12 protein-coding genes are annotated in these 15,089 nt (G+C 53.4%); 6 read left to right on the forward strand and 6 right to left on the reverse strand.

All coding sequences use genetic code 11. The annotated features are described in order from the left end of the window. Positions 1 to 38: 38 nt before the first annotated feature. Both rsmJ and prlC read right to left on the reverse strand, forming a co-directional pair. Entirely contained in the window at positions 39 to 797 is a 759-nt protein-coding gene (rsmJ, locus tag WB371_RS10405; protein WP_336219989.1) for a 16S rRNA (guanine(1516)-N(2))-methyltransferase RsmJ, read from the reverse strand. Between the two features lie 7 nt (positions 798 to 804). Then, on the reverse strand, positions 805 to 2,847 hold the full coding sequence (prlC, locus tag WB371_RS10410; RefSeq protein ID WP_336219990.1) for an oligopeptidase A: 2,043 nt from the start codon (positions 2,845 to 2,847) through the stop codon (positions 805 to 807). Between the two features lie 293 nt (positions 2,848 to 3,140). On the opposite strand from prlC, the gene WB371_RS10415 reads away from it, so the two are divergent. Beyond that, on the forward strand, positions 3,141 to 3,983 hold the full coding sequence (locus tag WB371_RS10415) for a 23S rRNA (adenine(2030)-N(6))-methyltransferase RlmJ (protein WP_336219991.1): 843 nt from the start codon (positions 3,141 to 3,143) through the stop codon (positions 3,981 to 3,983). A 71-nt stretch (positions 3,984 to 4,054) separates the two neighbouring features. After that, complete coding sequence (gorA, locus tag WB371_RS10420) at positions 4,055 to 5,407, forward strand: glutathione-disulfide reductase (RefSeq protein ID WP_336219992.1); 1,353 nt, start codon at positions 4,055 to 4,057, stop codon at positions 5,405 to 5,407. A gap of 47 nt (positions 5,408 to 5,454) precedes the next feature. Here gorA and WB371_RS10425 read toward each other — a convergent pair whose 3' ends face one another. Continuing rightward, on the reverse strand, positions 5,455 to 6,849 hold the full coding sequence (locus tag WB371_RS10425; protein ID WP_336219993.1) for a cytochrome-c peroxidase: 1,395 nt from the start codon (positions 6,847 to 6,849) through the stop codon (positions 5,455 to 5,457). A gap of 414 nt (positions 6,850 to 7,263) precedes the next feature. Here WB371_RS10425 and WB371_RS10430 point away from each other — a divergent pair, with 414 nt between their 5' ends. Continuing rightward, positions 7,264 to 8,913, forward strand: a complete 1,650-nt coding sequence (locus tag WB371_RS10430) for an alpha,alpha-trehalase (protein ID WP_336219994.1) — start codon at positions 7,264 to 7,266, stop codon at positions 8,911 to 8,913. Positions 8,914 to 8,995: 82 nt separating this feature from the next. Here WB371_RS10430 and WB371_RS10435 read toward each other — a convergent pair whose 3' ends face one another. After that, the gene (locus tag WB371_RS10435) at positions 8,996 to 10,576 is read right to left on the reverse strand and encodes an STY4199 family HEPN domain-containing protein (RefSeq protein ID WP_336219995.1); all 1,581 of its coding nucleotides are present in this window, start codon (positions 10,574 to 10,576) and stop codon (positions 8,996 to 8,998) included. Between the two features lie 185 nt (positions 10,577 to 10,761). On the opposite strand from WB371_RS10435, the gene WB371_RS10440 reads away from it, so the two are divergent. Further along, positions 10,762 to 10,941, forward strand: a complete 180-nt coding sequence (locus tag WB371_RS10440) for a hypothetical protein (RefSeq protein WP_336220194.1) — start codon at positions 10,762 to 10,764, stop codon at positions 10,939 to 10,941. A gap of 11 nt (positions 10,942 to 10,952) precedes the next feature. Here WB371_RS10440 and WB371_RS10445 read toward each other — a convergent pair whose 3' ends face one another. Both WB371_RS10445 and WB371_RS10450 read right to left on the reverse strand, forming a co-directional pair. Next, positions 10,953 to 11,552 carry a response regulator transcription factor gene (locus tag WB371_RS10445; RefSeq protein ID WP_336219996.1) on the reverse strand — a complete coding sequence of 200 codons (600 nt, stop codon included), beginning with the start codon at positions 11,550 to 11,552 and terminating at the stop codon, positions 10,953 to 10,955. 359 nt (positions 11,553 to 11,911) lie between these two features. Continuing rightward, positions 11,912 to 12,670, reverse strand: a complete 759-nt coding sequence (locus tag WB371_RS10450; protein ID WP_336219997.1) for an SDR family NAD(P)-dependent oxidoreductase — start codon at positions 12,668 to 12,670, stop codon at positions 11,912 to 11,914. A gap of 118 nt (positions 12,671 to 12,788) precedes the next feature. Between WB371_RS10450 and WB371_RS10455 the strand changes: the two genes are divergently transcribed. Together WB371_RS10455 and yhjD are read left to right on the forward strand one after the other, a co-directional pair. Then, on the forward strand, positions 12,789 to 13,688 hold the full coding sequence (locus WB371_RS10455) for a LysR family transcriptional regulator (protein WP_336219998.1): 900 nt from the start codon (positions 12,789 to 12,791) through the stop codon (positions 13,686 to 13,688). A 47-nt stretch (positions 13,689 to 13,735) separates the two neighbouring features. Continuing rightward, the gene (yhjD, locus tag WB371_RS10460) at positions 13,736 to 14,764 is read left to right on the forward strand and encodes an inner membrane protein YhjD (protein WP_336219999.1); all 1,029 of its coding nucleotides are present in this window, start codon (positions 13,736 to 13,738) and stop codon (positions 14,762 to 14,764) included. Positions 14,765 to 15,089 lie beyond the last annotated feature (325 nt).

The following is a 15,089-nucleotide window of genomic DNA, read 5'->3' on the forward strand; positions in this document are numbered from 1 at the left end:
TCGTAGGCCTGATAAGCGCAGCGCCATCAGGCAATCTGTTAATCCGCCAAAGGCGTGCCGGCATAAATATCAAACCGGTGCCCTTTGGTCACCACCGCGTTTGGCGTCGCGACATTCGCCAGGGGCGGTGCGTAATCCGGGCGTTTAACCACCACGCGTTTGGTCGCAAGCCTACGCGCTGGTTCCAGCAGTCCATCAGCGTCCAAATCCGGTCCCACCAGCGACTGAAATACCCGCATCTCTTTCTTCACCAACGCGCTTTTCTGCTTGTGAGGAAACATCGGGTCCAGATAGACCACCTGGGGACGTGGAGAAATATCGGCGAGCCCCGTCAGGCTGGAGGTATGAATTAACTGCAATCGCGCCTGCAACCACGAGCCGATTTGTGCGTCGGCATAACCACGCGCCAGTCCGTCGTCGAGCAATGCCGCCACCACCGGGTTACGCTCCAGCATCCGCACATGACAGCCCACGGAAGCCAGCACAAACGCATCGCGTCCCAGCCCGGCGGTCGCATCAACGACATCCGGCAGATAGTCGCCTTTAACACCTACCGCTTTTGCCACCGCTTCACCACGACCGCCGCCAAACTTACGCCGATGGGCCATTGCGCCACCCACAAAATCAACGAAGATACCCCCGAGTTTCGGCTCATCGCGTTTTCGCAGCTCCAGATGCTCCGGCGTCAGCACCAGCGCCATCAGATTATCCGGGTCATGCTCCAGTCCCCAGCGGGAAGCCAGAACGGATAAGGCGCCGTCTCCGGCGCCTGTTTCATCCACTAAACAAATTTTCACTCAGGAACTAGCCTTTAATTCCGTAATGTTCGAGCATGGCGTCCAGTTGCGGCTCGCGCCCACGGAAGCGTTTGAACAGTTCCATTGGCTCTTCTGAGCCCCCACGCGTCAGGATGTTATCGAGGAACGACTGCCCGGTGTCCCGGTTGAAAATGCCCTCCTCTTCAAAGCGTGAGAATGCATCTGCCGCCAGCACGTCTGCCCACAGGTAGCTGTAATAACCAGCCGCATAACCTCCAGCGAAAATATGGCTGAAGGCATGCGGGAAGCGGCCCCATGACGGCCCCGGCACCACGGCAACCTGTTTTTTGATTTCCGCCAGGGTCTCAAGGATTTTCGCCCCTTGCTGCGGATCAAATTCCGCATGCAGACGGAAGTCAAACAGACCGAACTCCAGTTGGCGCAGGATAAACAGCGCCGCCTGGTAATTTTTCGCCGCCAGCATTTTATCCAGCAGTTCTTTTGGCAGCGGTTCACCGGTTTCGTAGTGGCCGGAGATAAACGCCAGCGCGTCCGGCTCCCAGCACCAGTTTTCCATAAACTGGCTCGGCAGTTCGACCGCATCCCACGGCACACCGTTGATCCCGGAAACACCTGCGGTTTCGATACGGGTCAGCATGTGATGCAGACCGTGACCAAATTCATGGAACAGGGTGATCACTTCGTCATGGGTAAACAGCGCCGGTTTACCATTGACCGGGCGGTTAAAGTTACAGGTCAGGTAGGCGACCGGTTTTTGCAACGTGCCGTCTGCTTTGCGGATCTGCCCAACGCAGTCATCCATCCACGCCCCGCCGCGTTTATGTTCGCGGGCATACAGATCGAGATAGAAACTTCCCCGCAGTTCGTTGTTTTCGTCATACAACTCGAAGAAACGCACGTCCGGGTGCCAGACATCCACATCGTGACGCTCTTTCGCAGTAATACCGTAAATGCGTTTGACCACTTCAAACAGGCCGTTCACCGCCTTGTTTTCCGGGAAGTACGGGCGCAGCTGTTCGTCGCTGATGCTGTACAGATGCTGTTTCTGTTTTTCGCTGTACCAGGCGATATCCCACGGCTGTAACTCATCAACGCCAAACTCCGCTTTGGCAAAGGCGCGCAGTTGCGCCAGCTCTTTCTCGCCCTGCGGACGCGCACGTTTTGCCAGATCGGTTAAAAACTCCAGCACCTGCTGCGGATTTTCCGCCATTTTGGTGGCGAGCGATTTAAAGGCGTAGCTTTCAAAACCGAGCAGTTGGGCCAGTTCATGGCGCAACGCCAGAATTTCCGCCATCACCGGGCTGTTGTCCCATTTACCGGCATTAGGGCCCTGATCGGAGGCGCGGGTCACATAGGCGCGGTACATCTCTTCACGAAGCGCCTGATTGTCGCAGTAAGTCATCACCGGCAGATAGCTTGGGATATCCAGCGTCAGCAGGTAACCTTCCTGTTCTTTCGCTTCAGCCTGCGCTTTTGCCGCCGCCAGCGCGCTTTCCGGCATACCGCTCAGTTCTGCTTCGTTCGTAATCAGCTTCGTCCAGCCCATGGTGGCGTCGAGCACGTTGTTACTGTACAGGTTGCCCAACTCCGACAGACGGGTGGCAATCTCACCGTAGCGCTGCTGTTTTTCTTTCGCCAGGCCAATCCCGGAGAGTTCAAAATCACGCAGCGCGTTATCAACGGCTTTTTTCTGCGCGGTATTCAGCGTGGCATAATGATCGCCGTCGCGCAGATCGCGGTACGCTTTATACAGACCCTCATGTTGCCCCACCCAGGTGCTGTATTCCGACAGCAGCGGCAGCGTCTGCTCGTAGGCTTCACGCAGCTCCGGACTGTTTTTAACCGAATTCAGATGGCTGACCGGGGAAAAAATGCGTCCCAGAACATCATCGACTTCCGCCAACGGCTGGCAAAGATTTTCCCAGGTATACGGCGCCCCCTGCGCAACGACACGTTCCACATTCTCACGGCAGTCGTTCAACGCTTTGGTTACCGCCGGGACCACGTGTTCCGGCTTGATTGCGGAAAATGGCGGCAGCGTGAAGGGAGTCAGTAATGGATTCGTCATATGCACAGTCCTGGTTAAAAGGAGAAACAAACGCGTAAACACGTTTTCGCCGGATGGGGGCGCGGTGCGTTTATCTGGCCTACAGGTTCATCCTTTGTAGGCCGGATAAGACGTTAGCCGCCATCCGGCACGTAATATACGTAGCATGGGGTTAAGTGTAGTGAATTTCAATGCCGGGCGATGCGCTTTCGCGGCGGCGGTGACTTTTCTGTATACTGTGGCGATGTGCTTTTTATTCGCCCGAAAGCGCAAGGCTATCGGGCCTGCGTTTATAACCTGGAACACGTTTACCCATGCTCAGTTATCGCCACAGCTTCCACGCTGGCAACCACGCCGACGTCCTTAAACACACGGTTCAGAGCCTGATTATTGAAGCGCTCAAAGAGAAAGAAAAACCGTTCCTCTATCTGGACACCCATGCAGGCGCGGGGCGTTATCAGTTAAGCAGTGAGCATGCGGAACGCACCGGGGAATACCTGGAAGGTATTGCGCGCATCTGGCAGCAGGATGGCCTGCCAAGCGAACTTGAACCGTATATCGGCGTGGTCGAGCACTTCAACCGTAGCGGGCAACTGCGTTACTACCCTGGCTCACCGCTGATCGCCCGCCAACTGTTGCGCGAACAGGACAGCCTGCTTCTGACGGAACTGCATCCGAGCGATTTCCCGCTGTTACGCGGAGAATTCCAGAAAGATGAGCGCGCCCGCGTGGCCCGCGCAGACGGTTACCAGCAGTTGAAAGCAAAGCTGCCGCCGGTTTCACGTCGCGGTTTGATTCTTATCGATCCACCTTATGAAATTAAATCAGACTACCAGGCTGTCGTTGCCGGGATAGCCGAAGGCTATAAGCGTTTTGCGACCGGAACTTACGCGCTGTGGTATCCCGTGGTATTACGCCAGCAAATCAAACGCATGGTGCACGATCTGGAAGCCACCGGCATCCGTAAAATTCTGCAAATCGAGCTGGCGGTGCGTCCGGACAGCGATCAGCGCGGCATGACCGCCTCCGGAATGATTGTGATCAACCCACCGTGGAAACTGGAAGAACAAATGAACAACGTACTGCCGTGGCTGCACAGCAAGCTGGTACCCGCCGGAACCGGACATACTTCGGTAAACTGGATCGTGCCTGAGTAATCGCAGCCATCGGTGGAACCAATGTGTTTCAGGTATACAATCGCGGCAATCAGAACGAAAGGATAAGACTCATGAGCAAGCATTATGACTACATCGCCATCGGCGGTGGCAGCGGCGGTATCGCCTCGATTAACCGTGCAGCGATGTACGGCCAGAAGTGTGCGCTGATTGAAGCTAAAGAGCTGGGCGGCACCTGCGTCAACGTCGGTTGCGTACCGAAAAAGGTAATGTGGCATGCCGCGCAAATCCGCGAAGCCATCCACATGTATGGCCCGGACTACGGGTTTGACACCACCATCAATAAATTCAACTGGGATACGCTGATTGCCAGCCGTACCGCCTATATCGACCGTATTCACACCTCGTATGACAACGTACTGGGTAAGAATAACGTGGATGTGATCAAAGGTTTCGCCCGTTTCGTCGATGCTAAAACCATCGAAGTGAACGGTGAGACCATCACCGCCGACCATATTCTTATCGCGACAGGCGGTCGTCCGAGCCATCCGGATATTCCGGGCGTGGAATACGGTATCGACTCCGATGGTTTCTTTGAACTGCCTGCGCTGCCAGAGCGCGTCGCCGTTGTAGGCGCGGGTTATATCGCAGTGGAACTGGCGGGCGTGATTAACGGCCTGGGGGCCAAAACCCATCTGTTCGTGCGTAAACACGCGCCGCTGCGCAGCTTTGACCCGATGATCACCGAAACGCTGATCGAAGTGATGAATGCCGAAGGGCCTCAGCTTCATACCCACGCCATTCCGAAAGCGGTGGTGAAAAACGCCGACGGCAGCCTGACGCTGGAGCTGGAAGACGGTCGCAGCGAAACGGTCGATTGTCTGATTTGGGCGATTGGTCGCGAGCCAGCCACCGATAATTTCAACCTGGCAGCGACCGGCGTAAAAACAAATGAAAAAGGGTATATCGTCGTCGATAAATACCAGAACACCAGCGTGGACGGGATTTATGCGGTCGGAGATAACACCGGCGCTGTCGAGCTGACCCCGGTTGCCGTTGCGGCGGGTCGTCGTCTCTCTGAACGCCTGTTTAACAACAAGCCGGATGAGCATCTGGACTACAGCAATATCCCTACCGTGGTCTTCAGCCACCCGCCGATCGGCACCGTGGGCCTGACCGAACCACAAGCCCGCGAGCAGTATGGCGACGGTCAGGTGAAAGTGTATAAATCCTCGTTCACCGCGATGTATACCGCCGTCACCTCACACCGTCAGCCGTGCCGCATGAAGTTAGTATGCGTCGGCGCGGAAGAGAAGATTGTCGGCATCCACGGCATCGGTTTCGGTATGGATGAAATGTTGCAGGGCTTTGCGGTGGCGCTGAAGATGGGCGCGACCAAGAAGGACTTTGACAACACCGTGGCGATTCACCCCACCGCCGCAGAAGAGTTCGTGACGATGCGTTAAGCATTAAAAATGCCGGACAGGGCATCAGCGCTATCCGGCATATTGCTTTACTTATCCTGCATATACGGCGTATACACCCCGTTCAGACTCTCAAGGAAGGCGACGATATCATCGATATCTTCCTGCGGAATCTCTTTACCCACCTGATAACGCAACATCAGCTTCACGGCCCCATCCAGCGTCGGGACATCGCCACGGTGGAAGTATGGCGCGGTAAGCGCTACGTTACGCAGACCGGGGACTTTCTGGCGTAGTTTATCGCGCATCTCTTTAGTGACGTTCATACGCCCAATATCCGCCGCAGTCACTTCGCCAAAATTAAAGTCCTGCTTCAGGCCCAGCGGCTCAAACGAACGCCCACCCAAAATGATCCCGCCGTGGCAGGTGGCGCACTTATTGTCCTTAAACAATTGATAGCCATGCTTCTGTTGCGCCGTCAGCGCGTTTTCGTCGCCGCGCAGCCATTTATCGAAGGCTGAATCGGGCGTAATCAACGTTTTCTCAAATTCAGCAATCGCATCGGTGATTGTGTCGCCGCTGAATCCCTGCGGATAGACCGCGAGGAATTGCTGCTTAAGAACCGGGTCTTTATCGAGTTTGCCGATGATCTCATCCCAGGACTTCGATGCCATTTCGATTGGGTTCAGCGGTGGCCCACCCGCCTGTGCCTGCAACGTCGGCGCGCGACCATCCCAGAACTGCTCGACGTTAAATACGGAGTTGAACACCGTCGGCGCGTTGATAGGTCCAACCGCCCCGCCGACGCCAATTGAGGTCTTCCTTCCATCCACGCCGCCCGCATTAAGGGCGTGGCAATGCGCACAAGATATAGTGCTGTCGCCGGACAAACGCGGATCGTGATACAGCGTAAAACCAAGCGCCACTTTTTGCGCGTCGGTTGGCAACGATTTCGGGATCGGCTGCACCGGCTCATTGCGATGCTGAGCGGCGGTGTCGTTGCTGGCGTAATATTGCTCACGCTGTTTCGTAATCCAGTCAAGAATCATCTGCCGTTCTTCATCACTCACCTTTCCGGCCCAGTGCAGAGCGGTATAACGCGTTGGCGGCATGGTTTCATACTGCATCACCCATTCAATCTTATTAAGATCGCTTTGCGAAACAGGTTCATCCTTCAGCAGCGCAGCACGAACGGCTTCAAGGTTGAAAGATTTATATCCCAGTTGAATGTCGTAATTCATCAACTGTTTGGCGATGGGAAAGGAGACATAAAAAGGTAATTCTGCGGAAGGGGTATGACAATAATCGCATCCCTTCTCTCGTAAAAATCCCAGAACCTGATTATTTTCTTCCTTTGCAGAGGCCTGAACGGACGCGACCTGACTGCGTTGTTTATCGTGATACCAGACATAACCTGATAATCCGAAATAACAGATAACGATGCCAGCTGCGGCAATCGCGGTAAGACGGGTAATGGTTTTCATTATTTTACCCTCACGGTTGTGAGTTATTGTGACCCAGAAAAATACAAAAGAGGTTGTCCGGATGGGACCCTGCCATAATAGGAAATAAGTGACAGGCTAATTTGATAAGTATCAACTAATAACATGGGAGGTATCTATCGATGAGATAGCTTCTCCCTATTGTATGTAAGGTTTATCTTATTCACAAAGTATTGCATTTGAATGTTCCTAAAATAGGTTTTTAATAATACACAACAGGAAAGAAATTATTTTGAATTATCAGCAATCTATATTATTAGCTTATTTTCAGGCTGCAACGTAAATGTGACCTACCGCACACTTTGCACCCCACACACCGAAGCGAATGTCTACGCTTAAAAGACAGCCGGGCAACACCCGTATCCTTTACGACGCAATCCGGAGGTCCTTCTCATTATGATCAACCAGAAACTACAACACGTCCCGTCAGAGGAATTTACGATCGATGTCGATCTTATCTACGAAACGGATCCGTGCGAGTTAAAGCTGGATGAGATGATCGAGGCAGAACCGGAACCTGAGATGATTGAAGGGCTTCCTGCCTCTGATGCCCTGACGCCAGCCGATCGTTATCTCGAACTGTTCGAACACGTACAGTCCTCGAAAATTTTTGCCGACAGCAAAACCTTTCCCGACTGCGCGCCGAAAATGGATCCGCTCGATATTCTGATTCGCTATCGTAAAGTCAAACGCCATCGGGATTTCGACCTGCGGCAGTTTGTCGAAAATCACTTCTGGCTTCCGGAAGTGTACGGCACGGAATATGTTTCCAACCCGGAAAACTCCCTGAAAGAACATATCGACCAACTGTGGCCGGTATTAACCCGCGAACCGCAGGATCATATTCCGTGGTCGTCTCTGTTGGCTCTGCCGCAGTCCTATATCGTGCCGGGCGGCCGCTTTAGCGAAACCTATTACTGGGACTCCTATTTCACCATGCTCGGCCTGGCGGAAAGCGGGCGGGAAGATTTACTGAAATGTATGGCGGATAACTTTGCGTGGATGATCGAAAACTACGGCCATATTCCCAATGGCAATCGCACCTATTATCTCAGTCGCTCACAGCCGCCGGTGTTTGCGCTGATGGTCGAGCTATTCGAAGAGGACGGCGTACGCGGAGCCCGGCGCTATCTGGACCATCTGAAGATGGAATACGCCTTCTGGATGGACGGCGCGGAATCGCTGGTGCTTAACCAGGCCTACCGACATGTGGTCAGAATGCCGGATGGTTCTCTGCTTAACCGCTACTGGGACGATCGTGACACCCCGCGCGATGAGTCGTGGCTGGAAGATGTGGAAACCGCCAAACATTCAGGCCGCCCGCCGAATGAAGTGTATCGCGACCTGCGCGCCGGTGCCGCCTCCGGCTGGGACTATTCCTCCCGCTGGTTGCGCGACGCCGGACGTCTGGCGAGCATTCGCACGACGCAGTTTATCCCTATTGATCTCAATGCCTTCCTGTTCAAACTGGAAAGCACCATCGCCAATATCTCAGCGCTGAAAGGCGAACGTGACGTTGAGGCGCAGTTCCGCCAGAAGGCGAGCGATCGCCGGGCCGCTGTGAATCACTATTTGTGGGATGAGGAAAATGGCTGCTATCGCGATTATGACTGGCGGCGCGAGCAAATGGCGCTGTTCTCTGCCGCCAGTATCGTGCCGCTCTACGTCGGTATGGCGACCCATGAACAGGCCGATCGCCTGGGAGATACCGTGCGGGCTCGCCTGCTCACGCCTGGCGGCATTCTCGCTACCGAATACGAAACGGGTGAACAATGGGATAAACCGAACGGCTGGGCGCCGCTACAGTGGATGGCGATCCAGGGCTTTAAGATGTATGGCGATGACGCGCTGGGCGATGAAATCGCTCATAGCTGGCTGCACACGGTGAATCATTTTTATCAGCAGCATCATAAGCTCATCGAGAAATACCACATCGCCAGCGGCACCCCACGCGAAGGGGGCGGCGGGGAATATCCGCTGCAGGATGGCTTTGGCTGGACCAACGGCGTGGTACGCCGACTGATCGGGCTCTATGGGGAACCGTAACCGGATGAATTCTTAAGCATCAGGGAATAACGTGCCGGATGGCGATTTTGCCTTATCCGGCATGGACCGTTTTGCATCACCTTTACTGAATGACCTCATAAATAGCCTCATGAATCTTCAGCCATTTCTTGTTATCCGCGCTGGGCTCGGCGCGGTAGCGCAACGCTGCCTGCTCGGCATCACGCTGCTGTCGCGATACGACGGCAGGCACGGTGCAAAACTGTTGCAGATAGGCTTTGTGTTCGCGCGTCAGCGGCGCGCCGCCGGACATCGCGTGACCGAGCGTATTAATGAAGCGCCGACAGGGTTTGCTTTCATCCATCTGCGAAGGATAGCGAAGCAGCAGCGCCAGAACATCGGTATTGTTACGGGCAAACGCCGCTTCAGTCCACGACACCTGCCAGTTCATGCCGCCCTGTAAAAAGAGCGCCGTCACCCGGCTGTCATTGCGATCGATGGCGGCACGCATGTTAAACGTATCCCAGGTAATGCCCATCTGCGTCACCTGTTCACGCGCGGAAGGCACTTCGCGTTTGGGTTCCGCCTGAGTAATTTGAATGTTTGGCGCAGGCGCTGGAGGTTGCGAACTCACCAGCCACACCCCGCCGCCAAGAATGGCGAATACCATCACGCCTACGCCTGCCCAGAGCATACCGGTAATAAGCTGTTCACGCTCTTCTGCGGTGCGCAGCGGGCGTTTGCGCAGCGGTTCAATAGATTCGCTGATCTCCTCTGCATCACCGCCCGACTGCTTATCCTTTTGCCGGGCATTTTCCCAAAACTGCGCCAGTTGCCCCTCTTCCACAATCATGAGCGCGGCGGGGTTTATACGCGCGCGTCCCTGCTCACAGGCCCGTTGCACAGGGCGCACTATATGCTGGAACTGGCAGGAGAGTAATGTCAGTTGTGCTGACGACAAAGGCTCGCCGGCTAACACTTTGTTGCGCACCTGCCGACAATCATCCAGAAACACCCGCAGCGTCAGACGAGGTTCAACAAATAGCGTTAAGACCGACGCATCATTAAAAATCCGGGAATAGTGGCGGGAAAAAGCCTTCTTATCGACGATCATCAATGCCAGCTCGCTGAAACGCATACCGCTCAACGGGTCCTGACGATCGCCCTGCTTGATCCAGCGTCTGAGCTTATCGGCGCCGAAGTTTTCTTTAAGATGGTTGTTAAGCTGCGATTTATCTGGCCACATCTGCGCGATCAGTGCGGCCAGGGTCAACTCAATCGTCCGCAGTTGCCGCTCCGCCCGCATTTGTTGACTGTGGTCCGCCTCTTCAATATCTGTTTTATAGTTGAGCAACGACTGGTGTTCACGCAATCGCTCAAGGGATGTCACCACACGCAGGGCGGCAATCAATTGGTTTTCACTGACGTCCTGTCCACTTTCGTATTGTGGCACACACTGCTGAAGGTGGCGCAGTTGCAGCGTTAACTGGCTCAGTTGCGCGTCGTTGAGGTGCAAACGCCTAGCAACCTGGCTCCAGCCGCCCAGATTCAGACGCGCCTGGTCCAGTTGCTCCAGGAACCAGCGCGGATCTTTCCCGTCGGACGCGTGAACGCCCAGCAGCAGGAGAATTTCAACGGAGGCCTGGCGAATAATCCCCAGGCAGTGTTCGAACGTGGTGCGTGTGGTCAAAACGCTAATCGTCATTCTCTTCCTTATGCAAAAGCGCCTCTCTGCGGAGGTCATTAATTTTGCTTTAGTTCATTGTTTTAATTATGAGTTTTTATAGATATAACAACTTCAACAGATATTACAGTGACCGTTGCGTGAACATTGAGAAATTTCTCAAGAGATACGTTAAGTTACCGATGCACGCAGTGAGAACGAGATCCGTGAAGCATTCGATTCGCGGCAAGCGGGCGTCGGGACATGTGCTGGAAAGAGCGGGATTTGGTCTGGAAGGGACGCTCAGAGAAAGTTACTGGTTACATCGGCGCTGGCAGAATGACGGGCTGTTGGGGCTATTAAAACGTGATGATGTTACGACCGAAGCGTCTCCGGTCGTAACATAACAATAAGGTTACTAATACTGTGCCAGTAACATGGCCGCCTGGGTACGATTTTTCACATCCAGCCGACGATAAAGCGATTCAAGATGCGCTTTTACGGTTCCGGTGCTGATATTTAACGAGCGGCTAATCTCCTTATTTGATTCGCCTGCCGCCAGCATCGTTAATATTTCCCGCTGGCGGGCACTCAACGATTTAATATCACGACATTCCGTCGGCGGATTCGTTATCCATTCACTGGGTAAAAACATCATCCCCATCTTGACGCTATTTATCGCCAGAACAAATATCTCCGCATCTGAATCACGCGGAATAAGGGCATGGACATTATATTGCGCCAGGTCCTGAAATCCTTTCTTACTGCAGTTCGTAGCAATAATTAAGATTTTGACTAAGGGAAATTGCTGCATCGCCTTTAGCAATAGCCCGTGAAAAAACTCGCTGTCCAGATCGCCATCCAGCATCAGCATGGCTTCCGGGTTTTCTTCCAGTTTGTACCAGAGATCATCAACCTGACTGACACCCTGAATACTCACTCCTGGAATTCGTTGTTGTAAACTTATCTTCATTCCATGAACAAATATTGACTGCCTGTCAAACATGATGATTTGCATTATTCTCTCCACCGTTTCCGATAATATCATTAAGGAAGGAAAGGGTATTACCCGAGGGGTAAAATATAAACCTGCCATTAGGCGGTGGGCTATTTTACAGATATTCTCTCAGGAGAGAAGTGAATAAACGATTTTTTACACCTGAAATATAAGAATTACATTTTCGGCTAAAAATACGCCTGATTAATAAGGAAATCCTTAAATTTAGCGCCTTATTGTTTTTATAGAAAATTAATTTCACAATAAAATAACAGCCGCGCATGAGAAAAGACATTCTCTCCTGCGCGGCAATATGTAACAAAATCAGAGTTGGCATGTATTGCTAATTTCGCGAGCGGGGAGCGGCATTGAATCGCCAATTACAGGAACATCCCTCCCGACACTTCAATACGCTGTGCCGTCATCCAGGCCAGTTCATCACTCAGTAACGCGGCAATGGCATCACCGATATCATCGGGCAGACCCGCACGCCCCAGTGCCGTTTGTGACGCCACAAACGCGTTCAGCTCTTTATTATCCCGCAGGCGTCCGCCGCCAAAATCGGTTTCAATCGCCCCCGGCGCGATAGCGTTAACGGATATTCCACGCACGCCCAGCTCTTTCGCCTGATAACGTGTCAGCACTTCCATCGCCCCTTTCATGGACGCATAGGCGGCATACCCCGGCAAAGCGAAACGCGCCAGCCCGGTGGACACATTCAGAATACGACCGCCGTCGTTAATCAGCGGCAGCAGGTGCTGCGTCAGGAAAAACGGACCTTTGAAATGGATGCGCATCAGCTCGTCAAACATCTCTTCCGAAGTGTCCACGAACGGCGCGTACAAACCGATTCCGGCATTGTTCACTAAATAATCAAACGACGCCCGCTGCCAGTGCGTGTGCAGTTGCGCTTTCACCTCTGTAGCAAAAACGGCAAACCCGGCGGTATCCCCGACATTCAATTGAATTGCCGCAGCTTTTCTGCCTTTTTGCTCAATTTCTGCAACAACATCCAGCGCTGCCTGTTTTTGGCTGTTCCAGGTAAAGATAATATCCGTTCCTTTGTCTGCCAGTTTCAGCGCGGCGTTTTTCCCCAATCCACGGCTGCCGCCGGTCACTAATGCGATACGTTGCGTCATAAGAACCTCATTTCCGCTGTTGTGAAGATTGAGATCAAGCTTATTAGGTGCTAGAAAAACAATAAATGTCGCCAGTTACGCATGACTGTTTCATCCACAACAACAATAGGGCCACAGAATGGATAAAATTCATGCAATGCAATTATTCATTCGTGTCGCAGAGCTGGAGAGTTTTTCTCGCGCCGCTGACACGCTGGGACTTCCTAAAGGTAGCGTATCGCGCCAAATCCAGGCGCTGGAAAACCACCTGGGAACACAGCTTTTGCATCGCACAACGCGCCGGGTCCAACTGACGCAGGACGGTATGGTCTATTACGACCGGGCAAAGGATCTGCTGAGCAATCTGGATGAGCTGGATGGCTTGTTTCAGCATGATCCCACCAGCATCAGTGGCAAGCTGCGGGTGGATATGCCGGTTGGCGTGGCGAGAAATCTGGTGATCCCCCGTCTGCCCGCTTTTTTACAGCAATATCCGGGGATTGAACTGGAATTAAGCAGCAGCGATCGGCTGGTAGATTTGATTCGCGAAGGTTTTGATTGTGTGGTTCGCGTCGGCATCCTGAAGGATTCGGGTTTGATCGCGCGTCCAGTGGGAAAACTCACCGTGATCAACTGCGCCAGCCGACAATATCTGGAGCGTTTTGGATATCCGGAAAGTCTTGACGATCTTGCTTCCCACGCGGTGGTGCATTATTCACAGAATCTGGGAACACGACCGTTGGGTTTTGAAATCGCCGCCAGCAACGGGACGCAATGGATAAAAACCGGCGGCACGCTGACGGTAAACAGCACGGAAACCTATCATGCCGCCTGCCTCGCGGGGCTGGGAATTATTCAGGTGCCTCGGGTGGGCGTTCGTGATGCATTACGCAGCGGTATCCTCGTTGAAATTCTGCCACAATATCGCGCCGCACCCATGCCGGTGTCGTTGCTCTATCCCCACCGACGCAATCTCTCACGGCGTGTACACCTGTTTATGGAGTGGCTGACCGGCGTGATGAAGGACTACGTGGACTGAGACGCTATACTGTCCAGAGAATTAACGAAAGAAGGACGACCGACCTGATGACGCAGGATAACAACGTAAAACGCCCAACTCAGGAACTTGAACACGACCCGATTCGCAAAGTCGATACGACTGAGCCTGAAAAGCATGAGAAAAAAGGCGCTGCCCGCCAGACGCTGAACACGGTGACCACAACGGTAGACAAAATCCAGCAGATCCCCGTGATTGCCCACCTGCTGCGCGCTACTGAACGCTTTAACGACCGGTTAGGCAACCAGTTTGGCGCAGCCATTACCTATTTCTCGTTTTTGTCGATGATTCCCATTCTGATGGTGTCGTTTGCCGCCGCGGGTTTTGTCCTCGCGTCACATCCCACGCTGTTACAGGACATCTTTAACAAAATCCTGATGAACGTCAGCGACCCCACGCTTGCCGCCACGTTGAAAAGCACCATCAATACGGCAGTGCAGCAGCGTACCACCGTCGGCCTGCTTGGGTTAGGGATTGCCCTTTATTCCGGCATCAACTGGATGGGCAACCTGCGCGAGGCAATCCGGGCCCAGTCGCGTGACGTCTGGGAACGCACGCCGCAGGATCAGGAGAAAATCTGGATTAAATACCTGCGCGATTTTATCTCCCTGATAGGCCTGCTGATTGCGCTGATTGTAACGTTGTCGATCACCTCAGTCGCCGGTTCAGCGCAGCAGATGATTATCTCCGCCCTGTATCTCGACAGCATTGAATGGCTGAAACCTGCGTGGCGTCTGATTGGCCTGGCGATCTCTATTTTTGCTAACTATCTGCTGTTCTTCTGGATTTTCTGGCGCTTACCACGCCATCGCCCGCGTAAAAAAGCGCTGATTCGCGGGACGTTTATCGCGGCGATCGGCTTTGAAGTGATCAAAATCATTATGACCTGGACCTTACCTGCGCTGGTGAAATCCCCTTCCGGCGCGGCATTTGGTTCCGTGCTGGGATTAATGGCGTTCTTCTACTTCTTTGCGCGTCTGACGCTGTTCTGCGCGGCCTGGATTGCCACCGCCCAGTACAAAGACGATCCACGGATGCCGGGCAAAACGCACCGCTGATGCGCGGTATTGTGCCGGATGGCGCTGCGCTTATCCGGCCTACCGTTCGCCCGCTACCCAGGTCAGATAAGCGCCCTGCGTCGCCATCCGGGAATAGGGTCAGGCACTTACTTCCGCCTCGCGCCACTCATTCAGCATTAAAATCCACTCCTTAACTTTTATTTAACCAAAAACCAGTTTTATCAACCAAGTTGGAAATTATGTGAAGCATTTCATAGACGCGAAATCGCGAGTGTAAACATTATCCGCTTTTTGCCTGTTTTTTGACCATTTCTCGTCTTTGTTACAGATTGAAATGTCGCTTTTGCTGTGCGTAATATGGCCG

The organism is Citrobacter amalonaticus (assembly GCF_037053465.1).
In the GTDB taxonomy this organism is placed as follows: domain Bacteria; phylum Pseudomonadota; class Gammaproteobacteria; order Enterobacterales; family Enterobacteriaceae; genus Citrobacter_A; species Citrobacter_A amalonaticus_H.

Excerpts from the sequence above, each read along its gene's own strand:
- prlC (WP_336219990.1), bottom strand. The coding sequence starts at position 2,847 with ATGACGAATCCATTACTGACTCCCTTCACGCTGCCGCCATTTTCCGCA.
- WB371_RS10450 (WP_336219997.1), bottom strand. The coding sequence starts at position 12,670 with ATGACGCAACGTATCGCATTAGTGACCGGCGGCAGCCGTGGATTGGGG.
- WB371_RS10455 (WP_336219998.1), top strand. The coding sequence starts at position 12,789 with ATGGATAAAATTCATGCAATGCAATTATTCATTCGTGTCGCAGAGCTG.
- WB371_RS10425 (WP_336219993.1), bottom strand. The coding sequence starts at position 6,849 with ATGAAAACCATTACCCGTCTTACCGCGATTGCCGCAGCTGGCATCGTT.
- WB371_RS10415 (WP_336219991.1), top strand. The coding sequence starts at position 3,141 with ATGCTCAGTTATCGCCACAGCTTCCACGCTGGCAACCACGCCGACGTC.
- WB371_RS10445 (WP_336219996.1), bottom strand. The coding sequence starts at position 11,552 with ATGCAAATCATCATGTTTGACAGGCAGTCAATATTTGTTCATGGAATG.
- yhjD (WP_336219999.1), top strand. The coding sequence starts at position 13,736 with ATGACGCAGGATAACAACGTAAAACGCCCAACTCAGGAACTTGAACAC.
- WB371_RS10430 (WP_336219994.1), top strand. The coding sequence starts at position 7,264 with ATGATCAACCAGAAACTACAACACGTCCCGTCAGAGGAATTTACGATC.
- WB371_RS10435 (WP_336219995.1), bottom strand. The coding sequence starts at position 10,576 with ATGACGATTAGCGTTTTGACCACACGCACCACGTTCGAACACTGCCTG.
- gorA (WP_336219992.1), top strand. The coding sequence starts at position 4,055 with ATGAGCAAGCATTATGACTACATCGCCATCGGCGGTGGCAGCGGCGGT.